At 74.4% G+C, this 19,197-nt stretch carries 20 protein-coding genes; 9 read left to right on the top strand and 11 right to left on the bottom strand.

Translation table 11 applies throughout. From position 1 onward, the window contains the following. Positions 1-122: 122 nt before the first annotated feature. On the bottom strand, positions 123-629 hold the full coding sequence (locus tag HK417_RS02455) for a hypothetical protein (RefSeq protein WP_222262952.1): 507 nt from the start codon (positions 627-629) through the stop codon (positions 123-125). 298 nt (positions 630-927) lie between these two features. On the opposite strand from HK417_RS02455, the gene HK417_RS02460 reads away from it, so the two are divergent. Both HK417_RS02460 and HK417_RS02465 read left to right on the top strand, forming a co-directional pair. Then, on the top strand, positions 928-1,755 hold the full coding sequence (locus HK417_RS02460; RefSeq protein ID WP_306433738.1) for a maleate cis-trans isomerase family protein: 828 nt from the start codon (positions 928-930) through the stop codon (positions 1,753-1,755). 85 nt (positions 1,756-1,840) lie between these two features. Continuing rightward, positions 1,841-2,191 (top strand): nuclear transport factor 2 family protein, encoded by a 351-nt coding sequence (locus tag HK417_RS02465; protein ID WP_222262954.1) that lies wholly within the window; start codon positions 1,841-1,843, stop codon positions 2,189-2,191. Between the two features lie 32 nt (positions 2,192-2,223). On the opposite strand, the gene HK417_RS02470 is transcribed toward HK417_RS02465, so the two are convergent. Next, positions 2,224-3,060 carry an ABC transporter permease gene (locus HK417_RS02470; RefSeq protein ID WP_222262956.1) on the bottom strand — a complete coding sequence of 279 codons (837 nt, stop codon included), beginning with the start codon at positions 3,058-3,060 and terminating at the stop codon, positions 2,224-2,226. After that, the gene (locus HK417_RS02475) at positions 3,057-4,046 is read right to left on the bottom strand and encodes an ATP-binding cassette domain-containing protein (RefSeq protein ID WP_222262958.1); all 990 of its coding nucleotides are present in this window, start codon (positions 4,044-4,046) and stop codon (positions 3,057-3,059) included. The genes HK417_RS02470 and HK417_RS02475 overlap by 4 nt, the downstream gene beginning before the upstream one ends. 341 nt (positions 4,047-4,387) lie before the next feature. Here HK417_RS02475 and HK417_RS02480 point away from each other — a divergent pair, with 341 nt between their 5' ends. From HK417_RS02480 to HK417_RS02490, 3 genes are all read left to right on the top strand, one after another. Continuing rightward, positions 4,388-4,933, top strand: a complete 546-nt coding sequence (locus tag HK417_RS02480) for a hypothetical protein (protein WP_222262960.1) — start codon at positions 4,388-4,390, stop codon at positions 4,931-4,933. A gap of 262 nt (positions 4,934-5,195) precedes the next feature. Continuing rightward, positions 5,196-5,357 carry a hypothetical protein gene (locus tag HK417_RS02485; protein ID WP_222262962.1) on the top strand — a complete coding sequence of 54 codons (162 nt, stop codon included), beginning with the start codon at positions 5,196-5,198 and terminating at the stop codon, positions 5,355-5,357. Positions 5,358-5,434: 77 nt separating this feature from the next. Continuing rightward, on the top strand, positions 5,435-6,139 hold the full coding sequence (locus HK417_RS02490) for an NRDE family protein (protein ID WP_261325729.1): 705 nt from the start codon (positions 5,435-5,437) through the stop codon (positions 6,137-6,139). On the opposite strand, the gene HK417_RS02495 is transcribed toward HK417_RS02490, so the two are convergent. After that, positions 6,129-6,278, bottom strand: a complete 150-nt coding sequence (locus HK417_RS02495; RefSeq protein WP_222262964.1) for a hypothetical protein — start codon at positions 6,276-6,278, stop codon at positions 6,129-6,131. The two genes, HK417_RS02490 and HK417_RS02495, sit on opposite strands and share 11 nt — an antisense overlap. Continuing rightward, positions 6,275-6,574 (bottom strand): hypothetical protein, encoded by a 300-nt coding sequence (locus HK417_RS02500; protein WP_222262966.1) that lies wholly within the window; start codon positions 6,572-6,574, stop codon positions 6,275-6,277. The genes HK417_RS02495 and HK417_RS02500 overlap by 4 nt, the downstream gene beginning before the upstream one ends. A 265-nt stretch (positions 6,575-6,839) precedes the next feature. Between HK417_RS02500 and HK417_RS02505 the strand changes: the two genes are divergently transcribed. Then, a complete protein-coding gene (locus tag HK417_RS02505) occupies positions 6,840-8,249 on the top strand; it encodes an ATP-binding protein (RefSeq protein ID WP_222263343.1) in 1,410 nt (469 codons plus the stop codon). A 121-nt stretch (positions 8,250-8,370) separates the two neighbouring features. On the opposite strand, the gene HK417_RS02510 is transcribed toward HK417_RS02505, so the two are convergent. Next, the gene (locus HK417_RS02510) at positions 8,371-8,964 is read right to left on the bottom strand and encodes a hypothetical protein (protein ID WP_222262967.1); all 594 of its coding nucleotides are present in this window, start codon (positions 8,962-8,964) and stop codon (positions 8,371-8,373) included. 435 nt (positions 8,965-9,399) lie between these two features. On the opposite strand from HK417_RS02510, the gene HK417_RS02515 reads away from it, so the two are divergent. Then, a complete protein-coding gene (locus tag HK417_RS02515; RefSeq protein ID WP_222262969.1) occupies positions 9,400-11,718 on the top strand; it encodes a M28 family peptidase in 2,319 nt (772 codons plus the stop codon). Positions 11,719-11,755: 37 nt separating this feature from the next. Here HK417_RS02515 and HK417_RS02520 read toward each other — a convergent pair whose 3' ends face one another. The 4 genes from HK417_RS02520 to HK417_RS26300 all read right to left on the bottom strand — a co-directional run bounded on the left by HK417_RS02520 (position 11,756) and on the right by HK417_RS26300 (position 15,198). Beyond that, entirely contained in the window at positions 11,756-12,277 is a 522-nt protein-coding gene (locus HK417_RS02520; protein ID WP_222262970.1) for a GNAT family N-acetyltransferase, read from the bottom strand. Positions 12,278-12,299: 22 nt separating this feature from the next. Continuing rightward, positions 12,300-13,169: an SDR family NAD(P)-dependent oxidoreductase gene (locus tag HK417_RS02525; protein WP_222262972.1), complete on the bottom strand. Its 870-nt coding sequence runs from the start codon at positions 13,167-13,169 to the stop codon at positions 12,300-12,302. Positions 13,170-13,289: 120 nt separating this feature from the next. Beyond that, on the bottom strand, positions 13,290-14,498 hold the full coding sequence (locus tag HK417_RS02530; RefSeq protein WP_222262974.1) for an FAD-dependent oxidoreductase: 1,209 nt from the start codon (positions 14,496-14,498) through the stop codon (positions 13,290-13,292). Positions 14,499-14,505: 7 nt separating this feature from the next. Then, positions 14,506-15,198, bottom strand: coding sequence for a hypothetical protein (locus HK417_RS26300; RefSeq protein WP_222262976.1), 693 nt, complete (start codon positions 15,196-15,198; stop codon positions 14,506-14,508). Positions 15,199-15,218: 20 nt separating this feature from the next. Between HK417_RS26300 and HK417_RS02540 the strand changes: the two genes are divergently transcribed. Both HK417_RS02540 and HK417_RS02545 read left to right on the top strand, forming a co-directional pair. Continuing rightward, a complete protein-coding gene (locus tag HK417_RS02540; RefSeq protein WP_222262978.1) occupies positions 15,219-16,898 on the top strand; it encodes a helix-turn-helix transcriptional regulator in 1,680 nt (559 codons plus the stop codon). Positions 16,899-16,997: 99 nt separating this feature from the next. Continuing rightward, positions 16,998-17,861 carry a class I SAM-dependent methyltransferase gene (locus HK417_RS02545; RefSeq protein ID WP_222262980.1) on the top strand — a complete coding sequence of 288 codons (864 nt, stop codon included), beginning with the start codon at positions 16,998-17,000 and terminating at the stop codon, positions 17,859-17,861. Positions 17,862-18,028: 167 nt separating this feature from the next. Here the strand turns inward: HK417_RS02545 and HK417_RS02550 are convergent, their stop codons facing one another. After that, entirely contained in the window at positions 18,029-18,856 is an 828-nt protein-coding gene (locus HK417_RS02550; RefSeq protein ID WP_222262982.1) for a DUF5602 domain-containing protein, read from the bottom strand. Positions 18,857-19,197: the final 341 nt, after the last annotated feature.

A 19,197-nucleotide genomic window follows, 5' to 3' on the forward strand; every position in this document is an offset into this window, starting at 1 on the left:
GCCGGACCCGGGCGGTCGAGCCGGGTGCGGGGGCACCGGTCGCCCCTCGGACTCAGCCGTGTGCCGAGGACCCTGAGGTCCTGGCCGAGCGGGTCGCTGTCACCGGGGCACCGTGCGCCATGTCACGGACGGGCGGCACCGGGTCCACCCCAGCTCCGCCACACCGACCAGATCAGGGTGAGGGTGCTCCCGGTCAGCGCGACGGTGCGCAGCAGGTTCGCCCGGAGCAGGCTGTCGATGGTGGCCGGGGACCGACCGACGTCGTCCAGGCGGTTGTGCATCGGGATCGCCCGGAGCACCGTCGCCGCGAGCGAGGTCCCCCCGGCCGCGCTGACGACCACTGCCGCGGAGCGGGGCACCTCGGCCGGCCGCGTCCAGAAGAAGGCCATGCCGGCCAGGAACGACGCGAAGCCCGGCACGATCACCACGAGCGGTATCGCCTCGTTGTACTGCTGGTGGTACGCAGCGAACTCCTCGTCCCCGACGGCCCGGTAGAGCGGGTAGGAGACGACCTGCGCCTGCCAGCCCACCGCCGCCGAGTACGCCGTCAGCGCTGTGAGGCAGGCGAGGTTCAGGTGCCGCCACCCACGGCGCGGACCGGCGGAGTGCGCGAGCGCGGTGTCGGGCATGGCGACTCCTGAGGCGACGGCGCGGTCCGGAACCCTTCTGCATGTCCTCCGGCGACGGGGCCGGGCGGACGGTGCCTGATCAGCAGACCACCGCGACGCGGATGCGGTCCACCACATTCCCCACCGGGCGGAGCCGCCCCGACCCCGGTCCGCCGGCCGACGGAGGACCTGGACCCAGCGGCTTGTCCCGGTGGCCGGTGGGTAGACCACGGGTTGACCGGCACCACCAGCCCGTTCCGGCACCCGACCTCAGGTCGCCGACATCTCGGAGGACCCTGTGCGCGACCACCGCATCGGCATGATCGTGCCGAGCTCGAACCTGACCATGGAGACCGAGCTGCCGCGGATGCTCCGCGACCGCGAGCAGGTCCTGCCTGACGAGCGGTTCACCTTCCACTCGAGCCGCATGCGGATGAAGCACGTCACCCCCGAGGAGCTGGCGCGGATGAACGCGCAGACCGAGCGCGCCTCGCTGGAGCTGGCCGATGCCCGCCCCGACGTGGTCGCCTCCGCCTGCCTCGTCGCGATCATGGCCCAGGGACCGGGCCACCACTGCCACGCCGAGGGGCAGATCACCGGCGTGCTCCGAGGTGAGGGACTCGACATCCCCGTCATCTCCAGCGCCGGTGCCCTGCTCCGCGCGCTGGACGCGATGGGGGCGAAACGCATCGCGATGGTCACCCCGTACATGAAGCCGCTGACGAGGCTGGTCGCCGACTACATCGAGGACGCCGGGGTCGAGGTCTGCGACGCGTTGAGCCTGGAGGTCTCGGACAACCTCGCGGTCGCCCGGCTGGACCCAGCCGACCTGCACGAGCACTGGCGCCGGGTCGACGTGGGCTCGGCGGACGTACTGGTGCTGTCGGCGTGTGTGCAGATGCCGTCGCTGTCGGCCATCCAGCCCGTGGAGGACGCCGCCGGCCTGCCCGTCCTCTCCGCCGCGACCGCGACGGTGTTCACCATCCTCTCCGAGCTCGGCCTGGAGCCGCGCGTGCCCGACGCCGGTCGGCTGCTCAGCGGCGAGGTGCGGATGGCCCCGGCACCGCGGCCGACGCCCGAACCGGTCGACGCCGAGGGCCCCGGGACGACACCGCTCCCCGAGCCCTACCCCGCCGCCGCCCAGTAGGGGTCACCGAGAAGGCGCCGCCCGGGCGGTCCCGTCCAGGACGGCGCCGTTCGGCCACGACGTCGTCCCGGGAGGACAGGCTGCCATGACCGCGGACCGCGCGGCCCGCCTGCGCTCGCTCTACGACGCGTTCAACGCACGCGACATCGACACGGTCGTGGCGGCGATGTCGCCGGACGTCGACTGGCCCAACGGATGGCACGGCGGCCGGGTCGTCGGACACGACGCCGTCCACCGCTACTGGGACCGCCAGTGGGCAGCGATCCGCCCCACCGTCCGGCCCACGAGCATCACCGAGCGCAGCGACGGCACGGTCGAGGTCGCGGTCCACCTGGTGGTCCGTGACCCGACCGGCACCATCCTCGACGTCGCCGACGTCCGCCACGGCTACGCCTTCGACGGCGACCTGGTGCGCCGCATGGACGTCGAGAAGTGACGGCCGCTGCGACCTGAGAGGACCGTCCCGGCTCAGCGGCTGCGGTACAGCCTCGTGGTCAGCGGCAGGAACACCGCGGCCAGCGCCGTGGCCACGGCGAGGGAGACGCCGATCGCCATGCCGTCGGGCGCACCGGCCATGAGCGACCGCGACGCGGTGGCCAGGATCGAGATGGGGTTGACGTCGACGAACGCCTCGAGCGGGCCCGGCAGCGTGGCGGGGTCCACGAAGACGTTGGACAGGAACGTCAGCGGGAAGATCGCCATGAACCCGGCGTTCATCACCGCGTTCGGGGACCGCATCAGCATGCCGAGGACCGAGAAGACCCACGACAACCCGAACGAGAAGGCGACCACCAGGGCGAGCGCGGCGACCGCCCCGACGAAGCCGCCGTCGGGCCGGAATCCCAGCGCGACGCCGACGACGATGATCACGGTGCCGGCGATCACGTACCGGACGCTGTCGCCGAGCAGCGAGCCCAGCAGCGGCGCCGGCCGCCAGATCGGCAGCGAGCGGAAGCGGTCGACGACCCCCTTCGTCAGGTCGGTGTTCAGCGAGACCCCGGAGTAGACGGTCGTGAACAGCACCGACATGACCAGCAGTCCCGGGAGCGTGTAGTCCAGGTAGGCGCTGGTGGACCCGGCGATCGCACCGCCGAACAGGTACGTGAACATCAGCAGGAACATCACCGGGGTGACCGTGACGTCGAGCAGCTGCTCGGGCACGTGCTTGACCTTCAGCATGCCCCGCCAGCCGAAGGTCAGGGCGGCCGAGAGCGGCCCGGGCCGGGGAGGCCGGGGGGTGGAGGAGATGGCCCGCCGCACCGCCGCGGTGTCAGCGGAGTCGGGTGCCCGGGTCGTCGCGGTCATGACAGGTTCTCCTGGAGGGTGTCGGACGGCGCGGACGTCGCCTGGGCGGCATGGCCGGTGAGCGCGAGGAAGACCTCGTCGAGGCTGGGCTGCTGCAGCGAGAAGTGCGCCAGCGGGACGCCCGCGCGGGACAGCTCGGCGACGGCGAACGCCGCCCGGTCGGCGTCCGCCCCGGTGGCCGACAGCGCCGCCGGGTCCTGCTCGAGCACCACCGGACCCACCGTGCGTTCCAGCATCTGGGCGGCCTCGGCGCGCCGACCCGGGTCGAGCAGCCGGACGTGCAGAGCGCCCGTGCCGATCGAGGCCTTGAGGTCCCGGGGGGTGCCCTCGGCGATGACCCGGCCCCGGTCGATCACGGCGATGCCGTCCGCGAGCTGGTCGGCCTCCTCGAGGTACTGCGTGCAGAGCAGGATCGTCGTCCCCTCGGCGACCAGCGCCCGGGCGATCTCCCAGACCTGGTTGCGGGAGCGCGGGTCCAGCCCGGTCGTCGGCTCGTCGAGGAACATCAGCCGCGGGGTGACGACGATGCTCGCCGCGATGTCGAGCCGGCGGCGCATGCCGCCGGAGTAGTGCTTGACCAGCCGGCCGGCGGCGTCGGCGATGTCGAAGGCGTCGAGCAGCTCGTCCGCGCGGTCCCGGGCGCCGGCACGCGAGTAGCCGAGCAGGCGGCCGAGCAGCACGAGGTTCTCCCGGCCGGTGAGCTCCTCGTCGACCGAGGCGAGCTGGCCGGTCAGGCTGACCAGCTCCCGGACCGTGTCGGCCTCGGACACGATGTCGTGCCCCATGACCCGGGCGCTGCCCGCGTCCGGGGGGATCAACGTGGCCAGCATCCGGATGGTGGTGGTCTTGCCCGCGCCGTTGGGGCCGAGCACCCCGTAGATGGCGCCCTCCGGTACGGCGAGGTCCACCCCGGCGACGGCACGCGTCTCCCCGAAGGACTTGCCGAGCCCGCTCGCGTCGATCGCAAGTGGGATGTGTGTGGTCATCGGCTTCCTCACCTCGGGTGTGCACGAGCATCTCTTGAGGGTCTGACTGAATGTCGGCCATGGAGTCATCGCACGCCAGCGACTTTCCCGGCGCGGGACCCCCGAGGCCCGGCCGGACGCTCGCGAGCCGACCACCCCAGGCGCCGGACGTCCACCGGGCCAAGGGTCGCCCCTCGAGTGCACTTGAGGTCAAGGGCGCTCGGCGGCGCGTGCGAGTCACCTGCCCTCGGACCTGCAGCGCTGCCGTAGCTTCTCCGGTCGTGCCGAGACGGGACACCATCCAGCGGTCGCGCCGGGCCGGGCGGCAGCAGCCGACTCCTCCTCGCCACGGTCCTGGTGCCGTGGCGCCCCCGCTGCGCTGGGCCCGCCGGTTCACCCCGCTCGGCATCGGCCGCCGGGGCGTGCGGCTGGAGATGTCCGGCGGGATGCTGTCCATCGTCCGGGTCGGGCCGCTCGGGGGTGAGCGCCTCGTCGTCTCGGCGCCGGTGGCGCAGTTCCACAGCCCCGCGCCGTCCCGCAACGGCCGGGGGCTGCACCTGTGGCACGGCACGCGCGTATTCCGCTTCGTCGGGCACGCGGACTCCGACGACAGCGGCACCACCGACATTTCCGGCTCCTCCGCGGGGGACGACCCGGTCAGCGCCGTCCTCGCCGTTCTGGCGTTTCCCCTGCACCTGTTCGCCGCCCTCGCCGCCCACCGGGAGAAGGTGGCCGAGGAGCGCCGGCACGTGGCCGTCACGCTGCGCTGGCTCGAGCCGGTCGTCGGACCACCCTGGCCGGGGGTGGCCGTCCGCCCGCCGCTGCCCGGCGGCTGGCTCACCGCGGGACGGTGGACGGTGCGGCTGACCGTGCTGTCCGCCCTCGGAGTGGGCATCGCGCTCCTCTGAGCGCACTCCGCCCGGCGCGCCCACGGCCGACGGGCATCGGGCGACAGCACCGCCGGACAGGCCGGGGTCAGGGTCATCCCCCAGGACCGCGATGCCGGTTGGGGTGCCTCCCGATGGTCAGCGGGAGCGCACGTCGCGACGCTGACGAAGCCGGGCACCACGGACCCGCCGTGACCGCCTGGCCCGATCCGCTCGACTTCTGCCCGCCGGCCCTCGGCCACCACAGCGGCAGGCGACCCAGCCCCGGAAGGCAGGCAGGACGATGCCCGCACGATCACCAGGCCGCCGTGACGAACCCGCGTCCTTCGTCGCCGCCCGCCAGCTCGCCGAGGAGGCCAGGAGCCGCACCGCGCCGGCCACCTCGCACCGGCAGCTGCTGATGCTCGCCGCCCGACGTGCTCACCGGCGCCCCCACGACCGCTAGCCGTACCGGACCCGCGTAGTCCGGCAGGACCAGGGCGCCTGTCCCGTGGCCGCGCGCGGGCACGGGAGGATGCGCGCATGTGCACGGTGGTGGTGCGCCGGTCCGCCGACCGGCCGGTGGAGCTCCTCGCCGTCCGCGACGAGGTGACGACCCGCGGGTTCGACGTTCCCGACCGGTGGTGGCCGCAGTTTCCCGACGTCGTCGGCGGGCGCGACCGCGTGGCCGGGGGCACGTGGTGCGCGACCCAGGTCGGCACCGGAGTCACCGCGCTCGTGCTGAACCGCTACCACGAGCGGCCGGCCGCCCCAGGAGCCCCGAGCCGGGGAGTGCTCCCCCTGCTCGGCGCCGTCCACGGGGCCGACTGGGTCTCGCACGTCCGGCTCGCCGGGATGGCGGGGTTCCTCCTGGTCCTGGCGACCCCGGACCGGCTGACCACCTGGCTGTTCGACGGCGACCAGCTCACCGGGACCGAGCACCCCGAGGGCACGCACGTGATGACCTCCGGCGGGCCGGAGGACCGCAAGGCCGATCGCTGGCGGGGCGCGCTGGCGGAGGTGACCTTCCCCGACGGCTGGCGCGGTCTGGTCCAGGGGCGGCCACCGGCCGACGACCCCTCGGCCCTGGTCGTCCGGCACGAGCGGGACGGCCAGGTCTACGGCACGGTCTTCGCCGAACTCATCGACGCCCGGCCCGGACAGCTGAACCTCGAGTACAGCCGTCGCCCCTGGACCCGCGACCCCTGGGACACTGCCGCGTTCGGGACGGGAGGGCCTACTCCCTGACCCGGTAGCGCAGGTGCGTGACGCCCGTGCCTGCGACGACCGTGATGAGCCCCTCGAACTGCACCGGCGTGCTGCCCAGCTCGCCGACCTCGTCGAGCAGGCCGGCCTCCCGGCGGTGGGTAAGCACGACCGTGGTCACGTCCATCGGGTGCCGCCCACCCAGGCGTTCGTCATGCCGTAGGGGTACCGGCCGACGACCAGCGCGCCGGTGTCCTCCCTCTCCGGCTTGATCAGCTCGGCGCCGGCCGCGGAGATGCGGATCGGCGGCACGTCGGGGCTGGCCGACGGGATCTCGACGTCGCCGTTGCCGTACCACTCGAACAGCAGGTCGAAGCCGCTCTCCCCAGGGCCGGCGATGGAGCCGTCGAGCGACATCGTGGCGCCGGTGATGACCTTGCCCAGCTCGTTGCCTCCTTCGTTGACTGCGGCGGTCATCACCACGTGGTCCGGCGCACCGCCGTCTCGACGTCTGCCTCCCAGCAGACCACCGGGTCCACCGGCCTGGGAGATCCGCGAAGCCGCGCTCAGCGGACAGGCGTGTGCGGGCGCGGGTTGTGCTTCGATCGCGCAGCAACCATGCGACCGCCTGCCGGGCCTGACGTCGGCGCCGGTGCCGCCGGTCAGCACCGCCTCGGCCGCGGGAGGCAGCCATGTCGTTCCACCTGCTCGCCCTGGTCCACCGTTCACCGGCGATCCCGTGATGGAGCTCCACACGGTGCGCCCGATCGGCCTCTTCCACGGGAGCGACGACGACCTGCTGGCCACCCTGCTCGAGGTGGGCACCGAGGTGTCGTTCCGGTCCGGCGACGTGCTCTTCCAGGAGAACCACCCCGCCGAGCACTGGTGGGTGCTCCTCGACGGCAGCGTGGACCTCCTGCGGCACGTGGGACGCGACGAGACCCAGCTCGGCGTCATGGACGTCGCGGGTCGGTGGGCCGGTGGCTTCCGCGCCTGGGACGAGCACGGCGCCTACCTGGCCACCGGACGCGCCGCCACCGCCGGCCGCGTGCTCCGGATGGCCGCCGACGACCTCCGCCGGCTGTGGGCGGCCCGCTTCCCGCTGGGCCTGCACCTCATCGAGGGCGTCTCCCGGTCCGCGCGCAACTACGAGTCGATGGCGCGGCAGCGGGAGGCGCTCGCCGCGCTCGGCACCCTGGCGGCCGGGCTCGCGCACGAGCTCAACAACCCCGCCGCCGCGGCGACGCGGGCGGTCGACGCCCTCGGCGAGGCGTACGACGGGCTGCTGTCCTCGCTGCGGCGGCTCGTGGCGCTGCCGATCCGCGCCGAGCAGTTCGACCGCATCGACGCGCTGCGCCAGGAGCTCGGCCCCCGGCCGTCCGACCCGATCGACCTGGCGGATCGGGAGGACGCACTCGCGGACTGGCTGTCCGCCCGGTCGGTGCAGCAGGACTGGGTGCTGGCCCCGGTCCTCGCCGCAGCCGGCGCCGACGTCGACTGGTGCGAGCGGGTCGCCGAGGCCGGCGGCGGGGCCGCGCTCGAGGCGGCGCTCGACTGGGTCGCGAACACGCTGACCGCGACCGGCCTGCTGGACGAGGTGAAGGAGTCCACGCGGCGCATCTCCGACCTGGTGGCGGCCGTGAAGTCCTACTCCCAGCTCGACCGCGCCGCCATGCAGACCACCGACCTGGTCGAGGGACTGGAGAGCACCCTCGTGATGCTGGCGCACCGCATCCCGGACGACGTGGTCGTGGTGCGGGACTACGGCGCCGACGTCCCGCCCATCCACGCGCTCGCCGCCGAGCTCAACCAGGTCTGGACCAACCTCATCACCAACGCGCTGGACGCGATGGACGGCCGCGGGACGCTCCGCCTGTCCACCCGCCTCGGCCGGGGTGCGGTGATCGTGGACGTCGCCGACACCGGGCACGGGATGTCCGCGGAGACCAGGAAGCACGCCTTCGACCCCTTCTACACGACCAAGGGCGTGGGCGAGGGCACCGGCCTCGGGCTGGACATCTCCCGGCGGATCGTCGACCGGCACCGCGGCGACATCAGCATCGAGACCGAGCCGGGAGCGACCGTGCTCCGGGTACGGCTGCCCGCCACGGTCCCGGGCGCATCCGGGAAGCCGGCCGGCCCGGCCGGCTGATCCGTTCCGCGGGTCCAGGGCATCAACCCGCTCCGGGGCGACGCGGCCGCCCTCGACCGTGCGGTCCGGTCCGGGCCGGGTCCGCGGGCGACGTCGCGAGGGGGACGACGCGCTGGTTGACTCATCGCATGGTCACTCCGCTGCCCGAGCCGGGTCCCGAGATCGATCCCGACCAGCCGGTGCCCGACGATGCCGCGGAGCTGCTCCCCGACGCAGCCGAGCCGCTCCCGCCCCCGCCGATCGAGTCGACGCCGGACGACCCCGGTGGCGACCCCGGCGGCGTGCCCGAACCCGCCTGAGCAGCTCCTCGTCCGCGGCGGGCGAGGACGGCCATCGCCATCGCCCCGCTCCACCCGGCGGCGACGATCGGCGTCTCGAGCGGGTCGAACCCCCTGGGGCGCATCCGGACTCGGTTCCACCGCTCGTTCGGATACCCCAGCGTCAGCCCCGTCCCCAGCCGGTGGAGCACCCAGCACGCGCGGTCGTCCGGCCCGCGGAGCAGCCGGGCGATGGCCCAGACCTGGAGCCCGAGCAGGTAGGGAGGTGCGCTGTAGGCCGTGCCGAACCAGAGCCAGTCCCGGACGATGTGCTCCGGGCTGCCCGCCAGGAACGGGACGTCGAAGTGCCGCCGCCGTCGCAGGGCCACGGCGTGGCCGATGAACTGAGCGGCCAGCTGGATCGAGGAGACTGCCACGAGCGTCGCCCGGTGCGCCATGTCGCGCACCGTAGGCCTCCCGGACCCGCTGCGGGACCGACCGTCTACCGGGTCGGGAGCGCGCAGCTGAGCTGCCGGGCCACCGCGGGGTCGGTCAGTCGGCCCTGAGAGCGAGGTGCAGCGCCGCCAGGTCCGCCGCGGTGCCGGCCGTGGGGGTCCGCGGTCCACCGCGCCTGGACGTCGGGGGTGGGCAGCGGCAGACCTGCAACCACGCTCGTACACCCAGTGACCAGGACGGCCGCGGACGGACGACGGCGCACGAGGCCTCCAGGTGTCGGGACCTGACCCACCCTGGAACTCCGCCGTCGTGGCCTCGAAGGCGTTGCCCCGACCAGCACGGCTCGTTCCGGTGCTGCTGATCTGGTTCATCGGCCGGCCACCGTGGACGACGATCGCACCACCGCCCGTCCCCACGCGCGCACCTCGAGGAGAACGATGAGGGCCTTCGACGGCGACTGGTCGCCGGCACCGCGCGGGTCCCTCGCCGGCTCGCTCGTCGCGCTGCTGGTGGTCCTGGTCGTCGGCGCGGTGGCCCTCCTCTCGGTTCGTCCGCCCGCGCCCCTGGCGGCCGACGCGCCGACGACGGAGTTCAGCGCGGCCCGTGCCATGGAGACGGTCCTGGCGCTCGCCGGCGGGCCGCGTCCGCTCGGCAGTCCCGGCAGCGACCAGGCGCGGGACGTCCTGGTCGAACTGCTCCGTGCGCACGGGGCGACGGTGTCGGTCCAGCGCGCCGCCGCGGGCTGGACGGCCGGGGGCAGCGCGGCTGTCGCCCGGGTCGACAACGTCGTCGCGGTGCTCCCCGGGACCCGCCCGACGGGCGCGGTCGTCCTCGCCGCGCACTACGACTCGGTCGCGGCCGGCCCGGGGGCGGCCGACGACGCGGCCGGTGTCGCAGCCGTCGTGGAGACGCTGCGCGCGGTCGCCGCCGGCCCCCGGCCGCGCAACGACGTCGTCGCGCTGCTGACCGACGGCGAGGAGCCGGGCCTGCTGGGAGCAGGGGCGTTCGTCCGCGCGGACCCGCTGCGCGGCCGGCCCGCCGTCGTCCTCAACCTGGAGGCGCGCGGCGTGAGCGGCCCGTCGACGCTGGCCCGGACGTCGCCGGGCAACGAGCGGCTGATCCGGACGTTCGCCGCCGCGGCACCCCACGCGGTCGGCGACTCCGCCCTCAACGAGATCTTCCGGTTCGTCCCGAACGACACCGACGTCAGCCCGTTCCTGTCGGCCGGGCGCCCCGCGCTCGACTTCGCGCTGGTGGAGGGTGCGAGCCGCTACCACACGGCGCAGGACGACCCGGCGCACCTGAGCCGGGCGAGCCTGCAGCACCACGGTTCCAACCTGCTCGGCGTCACCCGCGCCCTCGACGACACCGACCTCGCTCCCTTCGACCCGGCGACGAGCGGGGCGCCGCCGTCCCGGGACGCCACCTACTTCCCGTTCCTCGGCCTGTTCGTCACGTACCCGGAGGGGCTGGCGCTGCCCCTCGCGGGCCTGGCCGCCCTCGCCCTGATCGCCGCCGCGGCGGTGGCGGTGCGGCGCGGGCTGGTCGCGGTCCGGCGGGTGTGGGGCGGCGTCGCCTCGGTGGCGGTGCTGGTGGTCGTCGCGGGCCTGGCGGGTCAGGCGGCCTGGGAGGTCCTGGTCCTGCTCCGGCCGGACTACGCCGAAGGAGTGCTCCCCGGGTTCCCGCTGCGCCCGCTCCCCGCGCGCCTGGCGGTCCTGCTGCTGGCCGGCACCGCGCTGGCCGCGTGGGCGGGACTGTTCCGCCGCCGGATCGGGGCGTGGGGTCTCGGGATCGGTGGGCTGGGCTGGCTGACCCTGCTCGGCGGGCTGACCGCCGTCGTCGCGCCCGGGATGTCGTTCGCGTTCGCCCTCCCGGCGCTGGGGGGTGCGCTGGGGGTGCTCGCCGCCGCGCTCCTGCCGAGCCGGGCCCGCCCGGTCGCCGTCGCGGTCGGGGCCGTGCCCTCGCTGGCACTGCTGTGGCCGTTCGTCGTCTCCACGTTCGACGCCGGGCTGTCGGCCGCGCCGATCGTGGCCGCCCTCGCCGTCCTCCTCGGGGCGACACTCGCGCCGCTGGTCGCGGGCCTGCGGGTCCCGCGCCGCGGTGCGCCCGTCCTGGTGGCCCTCCCCCTGGTCGCGGCCGTCGGCCTGGCCGGTACCGGCGTGCTGGTGCACCGGCCCGACGCGGAGCACCCCCGCCAGGCCGACCTCGCCTACGTGCTCGACGCCAGCGACGGGTCCGCCCGGTGGTTCAGCCGGGACCCGGACCCCGCCGCATGGGTGGCCGGGTACACCCCGGAGACCGTGGACGGCCCGGGCGCCGACCTGCCGCCGGCCGCCGACGGCGCCCTCCGGACCGGCCCCGCTCCCGCGGTGGACCTCGCCGCCCCGACCGTGCGGGCCGAGCGGGGCGCGGACGGCACCATCGTGCTGACCGTGCAGAGCGCCCGCGGGGCGCCCACCCTCGGCGTCAGCAGCTCCACGGGCATGACCCGCGTCGAGGCGACGTTCGACGGCCTCGACCCGGTCGACCTCGACCTGCAGGGTGCGCCGCTCGACCTGGCGGTCCACGACGTCCCGGCGAGCGGGGTCCGGCTGGTGCTGCACCCGGTCGACGCCGGACAGGCCCTGTTCGACGTCCACGACCGGTCCGTCGGCCTCGACGCGGTCCCCGGTTACACGCCACGACCTCCCGACCTCGCCCCGTCGTCCCGGCCGGCGAGCGACACCGTCTCCGTCGCCACGACGGTCGCGGTGTGACCCGGCTCCGGACCTCAGCCGCACACGAGGGCCCGCCTCACAGCTCGCTGAAGGGCTGGGCGTACTCGAAGCGTCCCCGCAGCTCCGGGCGATGGCTGGTGAGCGGCCGTGCCTGGAAGGCGGGAGCCCACTCGGGGTCCTGCGGTTCGATGCCGAGATCGGCGGCCGGCCGGAAACCGAAGCGCGGGTAGTACTCGGGATGGCCCAGCAGGACGACGAGCGGTTCGTCGAGCGCATCGGCGGCGCCGAGGACGGCGTGCATCAGGGCGCTGCCCACCCCCGAGCGCTTGTGCCGCTCCCGGACGCCGAGCGGCCCCAGGCCGAGGGCCGGGTACCCGCCCGGCAGGAGCGCACCGCGGGTGCAGCACACGTGCCCGACGACCGCGCCGTCGACGACGGCCACCAGCGACAGCCGTGGCAGCCAGGCGTCGCTGTTCCGCAGCCGGACCACGAGGCCCGGCTCCACCGGGTGCGACCCGGGGTAGAACGGCGCGAACGCCTCGGCGTGCACCTCGGTGATGCCCGCTTCGTCCTCCGGCAGTTCTCGTCGGATCAGCATGTCGTCACTGTTCCCCCCCCCGTCAGCTGCCCGGGGTGGGCATGGGGATGGCCCGTTCCGCGGCCCGGCTGACCGACTCCCAGCGCGTCCACGTCGCCACCCGCTGTTGGGCGAGGCCGACGACCAGGTCGTAGGCGACGCTGCCGAGCACCAGGCGCAGCGGCGGGTCGTCGCTGGCCACCAGCCGCAGCACCGCGTCGGCGGCCAGCCGTGGGTCGCTGTCGACCGACCCCTCGGCCCACTGCCGCTCCAGCTCGGCGCGCAGCTGCGCGTACGCAGGCAGCGGGGTCGCCGTGCGCATGCTGGTGTAGAGGTCGGTCCAGTAGCCACCCGGCTCGACGATGGTCACGCGCACGCCGAATGGCGCAGCCTCCTGGGCGAGCGCCTCGCTCATCCCCTCGAGCGCGAACTTGCTGGCGCTGTACAGGCCGGTGCTCGAATAGCCACCCAGCCCGCCCAGGCTCGACATCTGCAGCAGGTGCCCGTGCCGCTGGGCGCGCAGGTGGGGCAGCACGGCCTGGGACACCCACAGCGCGCCGAAGAAGTTGACCTCCAGCTGCGCCCGGGCCTCCGCCTCGGTCCACTCCTCGACCATCCCCAGGAAGAGCGAGCCGGCGTTGTTCACCACCACGTCGAGGCGGCCGAACGCCTCGACGGCCGCGCCGACCGCCGCGACGACGGCCGCCCGGTCGGTCACGTCCAGCGGCAGCGGCAGCACCCGGTCCCCGTGCCGCGCGGCGAGCTCGCGCAGGGGTGCCTCCGTTCGCGCGGCCACGGCCACCGAGTCACCGGCGTGGAGCGCGGCCGTGGCGATCGCGTGGCCGAGCCCCCGGCTGGCGCCGGTGATGAACCAGACCCGCGGGGACGGGCCCCGGTCGACGTGTGCGGACACGACCCACCTACCAGATCCGGACGAGACGCTGCGTCTCGCGCGAGGGCAACGGTCCTCGCGTGGTCGGGTGCCGTCAAGACGCGACGTCTCGTCTTGTCGGCCCGCGCAGGCGACGCCGACTCAGACCTCCGGCCGGTCGTCCAGGAGCCGGCGGATGGGCGCCAGCGCCCGGTCGAGGCTCAGGAACCGGGCGGCCAGGTCGCGGGCCACGGCGGCCGGCCGGGACGAGCGGAACACCATCCGGGCCAGCACGCGGGAGTTCTGCTGCGCGGCCTCCACCCGGGGTCGCTGCCGGGCCTCGTACCGGCGCAGCACCTCGGGCACGGACCCGGGGGTGGCCTGCAGCAGCAGCCGACCGAGGACCGCGGCGGACTCGATCGCCATCCCCGCGCCGATCCCAGCGGTCGGCAGGAACCCGGCCGCGGCGTCGCCCAGCAGGCCCACCCGCCCGCCGGACCAGGTCGCGGACCGGACGTCGGTCATCGGCCAGAAGCGCGTGCCGTCGCCGGCGGCGACCGCGGCCAGGGCGCGGTCCAGCCGAACGTCCTCGGCGCGGAGCTGCCCGCGCACCCGCGCGGCGAAGGCGGCCGGACCGGCCGCGGTGTCCCGCCGCGGGCCGCCCACGAAGACCCCGATCCGGTCCCGGACGGGGTAGGTGCGGAGCAGGAAGCCGGCGCCCCAGCACTCGTCGTAGCGGTCTGGGGCGTCGTCGGAGTCGGTCCAGGCGACCCAGCCACCCCAGCCGGTGTCGAGGCCGGTCACCTGTCCGTCGTCCAGGACGAGCGCGCGGGTGGCCGAGTGCATCCCGTCCGCGGCGATGGCCACGTCGAACTCGGCCGTCTCCTCGCCGATGCCGTCGGCCAGCACGGCCCGCACCCGTTCGCCGTCCTGCGCCAGTCCGGTGACCGTCGCGCCGTGGGTCACCGCTCCCCCGGCCGCGGCCAGCACGGCCAGGAGCTCGCCGCGCTCGATGCCGCGGTAGTCGCCGAAGGCCAGCAGACCGGCCAGCGGGTACTCCCGGACCGGGCGGCCGGCCCGGTCGCGCAGGGCGTAGCGGCGCACCGGCACGCTGCGCTCCCGGTAGGCGTCCTCGACCCCCAGGTGCCGCAGCGCCGGGTCGACCAGCGGCATCAACCCGAGCATGTAGCCGGGGTCCGCGCCCGCCGTCCGGCGGTCGACCAGGACCGGATGGAGGCCGGCCGTCCGCAAGAGCTGGGCGAGGGTCACGCCGGCCACCCCGGCGCCGACGACGAGGACGCGCAGCGGGTCACGGCCGACGGCGGCCAGCTGCTCCGGCAGCGGCACCGACTCGAGCACCCGCCCGCTCACCGCCGCCTCACGGGAACTGCGTGCACCTCGGCGAGGAAGGTCGCGACGCCGTCCACGACGGCCTCGAAGCGCAGCGAGCGAACCGGTCGCAGCCGGGCTGCCCGCCGGGGAGCTCGGCGTCCACGACGGGGCTCGAGGAGCAACGCCGCAGCCGCGCAGCGAACCCGCGGGCGCCCTCCACCGCGACGTCGGCGGATCCGATGGACACGACCACTCCTCTACAGCTGCAGTCCACACCCGGCTCGACCTGTTGCGCGCCATCGTGCACCGGTTGTCCGACCTCGACGTGGCGTGCCGCCCGGCGCTGTCGCACCTCAGCGGCACCGAGTTCCGCGGAGGCCTTCACCGCCGTCGTCCACGGCCTGCTGCCCGACGGTCGCGACCGGCAGCCGGCGCGGGACGAGCTGACTCTGGAGGGGAGCCGGCGGCGGAGCTGCGCCAGGCACTCCTCGCGAACACGGCACTCGTGCACGACCGCCTGACCGAGCAGCTCGCCGCCCTCGGCGTGCCCGATCCCGCGGGTCGCGCACATGATCTGCTCGTGCTCCGCGACGAACTGCTGTTCAGCCGGCCCACCGCCACGGACGGCGGATCGTCGCCGCCGTCGATGACCGCCGTGCGACGCCTGGTCGGCCGGGTGCTCGAGACGGTCGACGTCCCGCTGCGAGGCGGCGACGCCCTGACGCCGCCGCGGGGGCACGGGGGGTCGAGACTGTGCCCATGGGTGGTGCGGTCGATCGAGGCCGTGAGTCCTTCGGACGGCGGGCGTGGGCAGACGCGTGGTCGCAGCTGTCGGCCGCCGACGGCGAGGTACCGCTCGAGCCCCCGGACCTCGAGCGGCTCGCGGTCGCCGCCTTCCTGACCGGCAGGGAGGAGGAGAGCGTCGACGTCTGGGCACGCGCTCACCACACGGCCGTCGGGCGCGGTGACGTCGTCCACGCCGCCCGATGTGCGTTCTGGATGGCCTTCGTCCTGGCGAACGGGGGTCGACTCGCCCGCGCGGGCGGGTGGATCCACCGGGCGCAGCGGCTGCTCGACGCGAGCGGACTGGACTGCGTCGAGCAGGGCTACCTGCGCTACGCGGCCGGGCTCCGCCAGACGTTCGAGGGCGATCCGGCGGGCGGCAGTGCTGGACTCGCCGAGGGGGCCGCGGTCGGCGACCGCTTTCGCGATCCCCAGCTCGGGGCGCTGGCCCGGGTCGGGCGGGGCCGCTGCCTCATCCACCTCGGGGAGGTCGCGGAGGGCCTGGCCTGGATGGACGACGGCATGGTGGCGATCACGGCGCCCGAGGTGTCACCCGCCGTCGTCGGCGACCTGTACTGCACGGTGATCGAGGGGTGCCAGGAGGTCTGCGACGTGCGCCGGGCCCAGGAGTGGACCGAGGCACTCAGCCGCTGGTGCGAGAGCCAGCCGCAGCTGGTGCTCTACCGCGGTCAGTGCCTGGTGCACCGGGCCGAGCTCATGCTGCTGCACGGGGCGTGGCCGGATGCCGGGATCGAGGTGCAGCGCGCCTGCGACCGCCTCGCCCGACCGACCGGTCAGCCCGTGCTGGGTGCTGCCCACTACGTGCGGGCCGAGCTCCACCGGCTCCGGGGCGAGTTCCCCGAGGCCGAGGAGGCGTACCGGCAGGCCCATCGGTGGGGACGCCGGCCAGAACCCGGTCTCGCGCAGCTACGGTTGCGGCAGGGCCGCGTCGACGAGGCCGCCGCGGCCCTGCGCCGCGCCCTGGACGAGGCCGCGGAGCCGGTGCTGCGGGTGCGCCTGCTGGCCGGCTACGTCGAGGTCCTGCTCGCCCGTGGGAACGTCGCTGCCGCCCGCACCGCGGTCGATGAGCTGTCGACGCTCGCGTCCGGATGGAACGCACCCTGGCTGCGCGCAGGGGCGCTGCACGCGACCGGCGCGGTGCTGCTGGCCGAGGGCGACACCCGCGCCGCGCTGAGCTCCCTCCGCCGCGCGGTGGCGGCCTGGTGCGAGCTCGGGGCGCCGTACGACGCGGCGCGTGCGCGGGTGCTGATCGGCCTGGCCTGCCGGTCGCTGGGAGACGCGGACGGCGCACGGTTGGAGCTGGACGCGGCACGGTCGGTGTTCCAGGAGCTGGCGGCGGAGCCGGACCTGGCCTCGGTCGAGGCGCTGTCGCCGGGCAGGGCACCCCGCGCCGAGGGTGGGCTCACCGTCCGCGAGGCGGAGGTGCTGGCGCTGGTGGCGACGGGCAGGACCAACCAGGCGATCGCCTCCGAGCTCTTCATCAGCGAGAAGACGGTGGCAACCCACCTGAGCAGCGTCTTCTCGAAACTGGGACTGTCGTCCCGCTCGGCGGCCACGGCCTACGCCTACACGCACGACCTGGTCCAGGGGTCCTCCGCAGAACCACCGACCCCTGGTCCCCGACGATCTCCATGATCCGCCCGATGCGGGTGCCGTGCCCGGCTCCCTACCGTCGTCCCCAGCCGTCGCCCACGTCACCACGGCGGCGGTGGGCCCGACAGGGAGGACAGAGCCATGGGAACGGACGCAGGAACGGCGGCCACCCAGCACGAGGTGGCCCCACCGGAGGCCTGGGACGCGATCGCGGCGGGCTACGACGAGTTCGTCGCGCCCGGTGAGGCGCCGTTCGCGCACGCAGGTCTCGTCCTCGCGGGTCTGGAGGAGGGCGACCGGTTCCTGGACGTCGCGGCCGGAACGGGCGGCTTGAGCCTGCCCGCCGCCCGCCTCGGCGCCAGGGTGCTGGCCACGGACTGGTCCCCGGCGATGCTCGAGCGGTTCAGGGCGCGTGTCCGCGAGGAAGGGCTCGGCGACGCCGAGGCGCGCGTGATGGACGCCCACGCCCTCGACATCGAGGACGAGAGCTTCGACGTCACGGGCTCTCAGTTCGGCGTCATGCTCGTCCCGGACCAGCCAGTGGCGCTGCGCGAGATGGTCAGGGTGACCCGACCCGGAGGTCGGGTCCTGGTGATCGCGTACGGCTCCCCCGCGGAGTTCGAGGCCCTGCAGCTCTTCCTCGCGGCGCTGCGCGCCGTGCTGCCCGAGTTCGAGGGGTTGCCGGACGATCCCCCGCCGCTGGAGTTCCAGGTGGCGGATCCGGACGAGTTGCGCCAGCGCCTGGTCGACGCCGGTCTGAGCGACGTCACGGTGGACACGACCCATCGGGAGCGCATCGAGGTCCGGTCCGGACAAGCGCTGTGGGACTGGATGCTGGGCAGCAACCCGATCGCCGGAGCGATCGTCGGTGACCTCACGGCGGACCAGCAGGCAACGGTGCGCCAGATCCTCGACGGCATGGTCCGTGACCGTTCCGACGGCGAGCGGCCGGCCCTGCTGACCGCACCCCTCAACGTCGGCATCGGGACCAAGTGCGGTCGGTGACGTCCGGCAGGCGCGGCGCCGCGTCCAGCTCCCGCCTCGAGCGAGGCCGGCCACGAAGGCTGCAGCTCAGTCGCTGACGCCTGAGCGGTCATGGCCGGTCGTCGCCGGATGCCAGACGCGGCGGGAGAACCGTTCAGGACGTCGCCCCACTGCCCGCCGCCCCGGCACTAGGAAGCGGTGCGCATCGTCAGACCGGTGAGCGCGACGACGTAGTCCTTCGTCTGCTGGTCGACGTGGACGGCGTACGCGGTCGGGTAGTAACCGGTCTCCTGATAGGCGCCCGGCTGCTTGAGCGGCTGCTCGAGGCTGGGTCCGCTCAACAGCCAGTCACGCGTGATCATGGGCTCGATGAAGGTGTAGCGACCGTCCCAGACCCCGTTGATGATGATCTGCGTGAAGTCGTACTGACCCGGGACGAGGCTGGTGTCACTGGAGTCGATGAGGTGCACGCCCATGTTGGGCACCGCCTGTGCAGCGACGGGCGCACCTGGCGCCACCGCATAGTCCTGCGGCACGTAGCGCGTCTCAGGCAGGCGCTCCGCCTTGACCGCGAACTCGGGGTCGTCCGGGGTGATGGACTCGATCGTGGCCATGTCGACCATGTCGAAGTGGAAGTCGAAGTGCGGTCGGCCGAACAGCTCCGGGGGCTCATGCCCCTCGGGGTTCCAGTTCAGCATGACGTGGTCGAACGCGGTCGCCTCGGCCTGATCAGGCATGTCGATCATCAACGTGGTGCTCGACGGAGGCAGGCCCTCGAGGGCGGTCGGTGTCAACCGGATGCCCACTTCCGTCGGGTTCCCGCCTTCGTCCAGCGTGACGTAGGTCGAGACGCTCCCGTCTCCCAGCTCCTGGGAGGAACTGGAGAAGGTGCCGCTCTCGGCCGGCGTCGGGGTGCTGGACGGAGCGCTCTCGCCGCCGCAGCCGGGCAGGAGGACCGAACCTGAACAGACAGCCGCGAGGAGTACGGCGCCGCGACGGGTGCCACCAGCAGTCATCGCCCTCACCTTCCCGGAAGCCGTGCTCGGTCGGCGGGCGCCGGAGTCCCGGCCATGCCCGCAGCCATTCCGGTGGAGGCTGAAACCGTCCTGCGTTCGAGGGCGGAGGTCAATGACAGCTCGGACGGCGTCGGATCGGGCGAGCCGGCACGCTGTGCGTCGTCCGTCCCCGCTCAACGCTGATGACACTGGGTGCGCGGTCCTCGTCGCGGGTGCTGGCCGGTTCTGGCATGGACGGCGAGTCGACGAGCGCGATACCCGGGTACGGAGATCGTCCACCTCTGGGCGCAGCGTGGGAGCAGTCATCGAAGGCCCTCGTCCACTTCGGCCCCCGCGAGCCG

This window comes from Modestobacter marinus (assembly GCF_019799945.1).
Taxonomy (GTDB): domain Bacteria; phylum Actinomycetota; class Actinomycetes; order Mycobacteriales; family Geodermatophilaceae; genus Modestobacter; species Modestobacter marinus_B.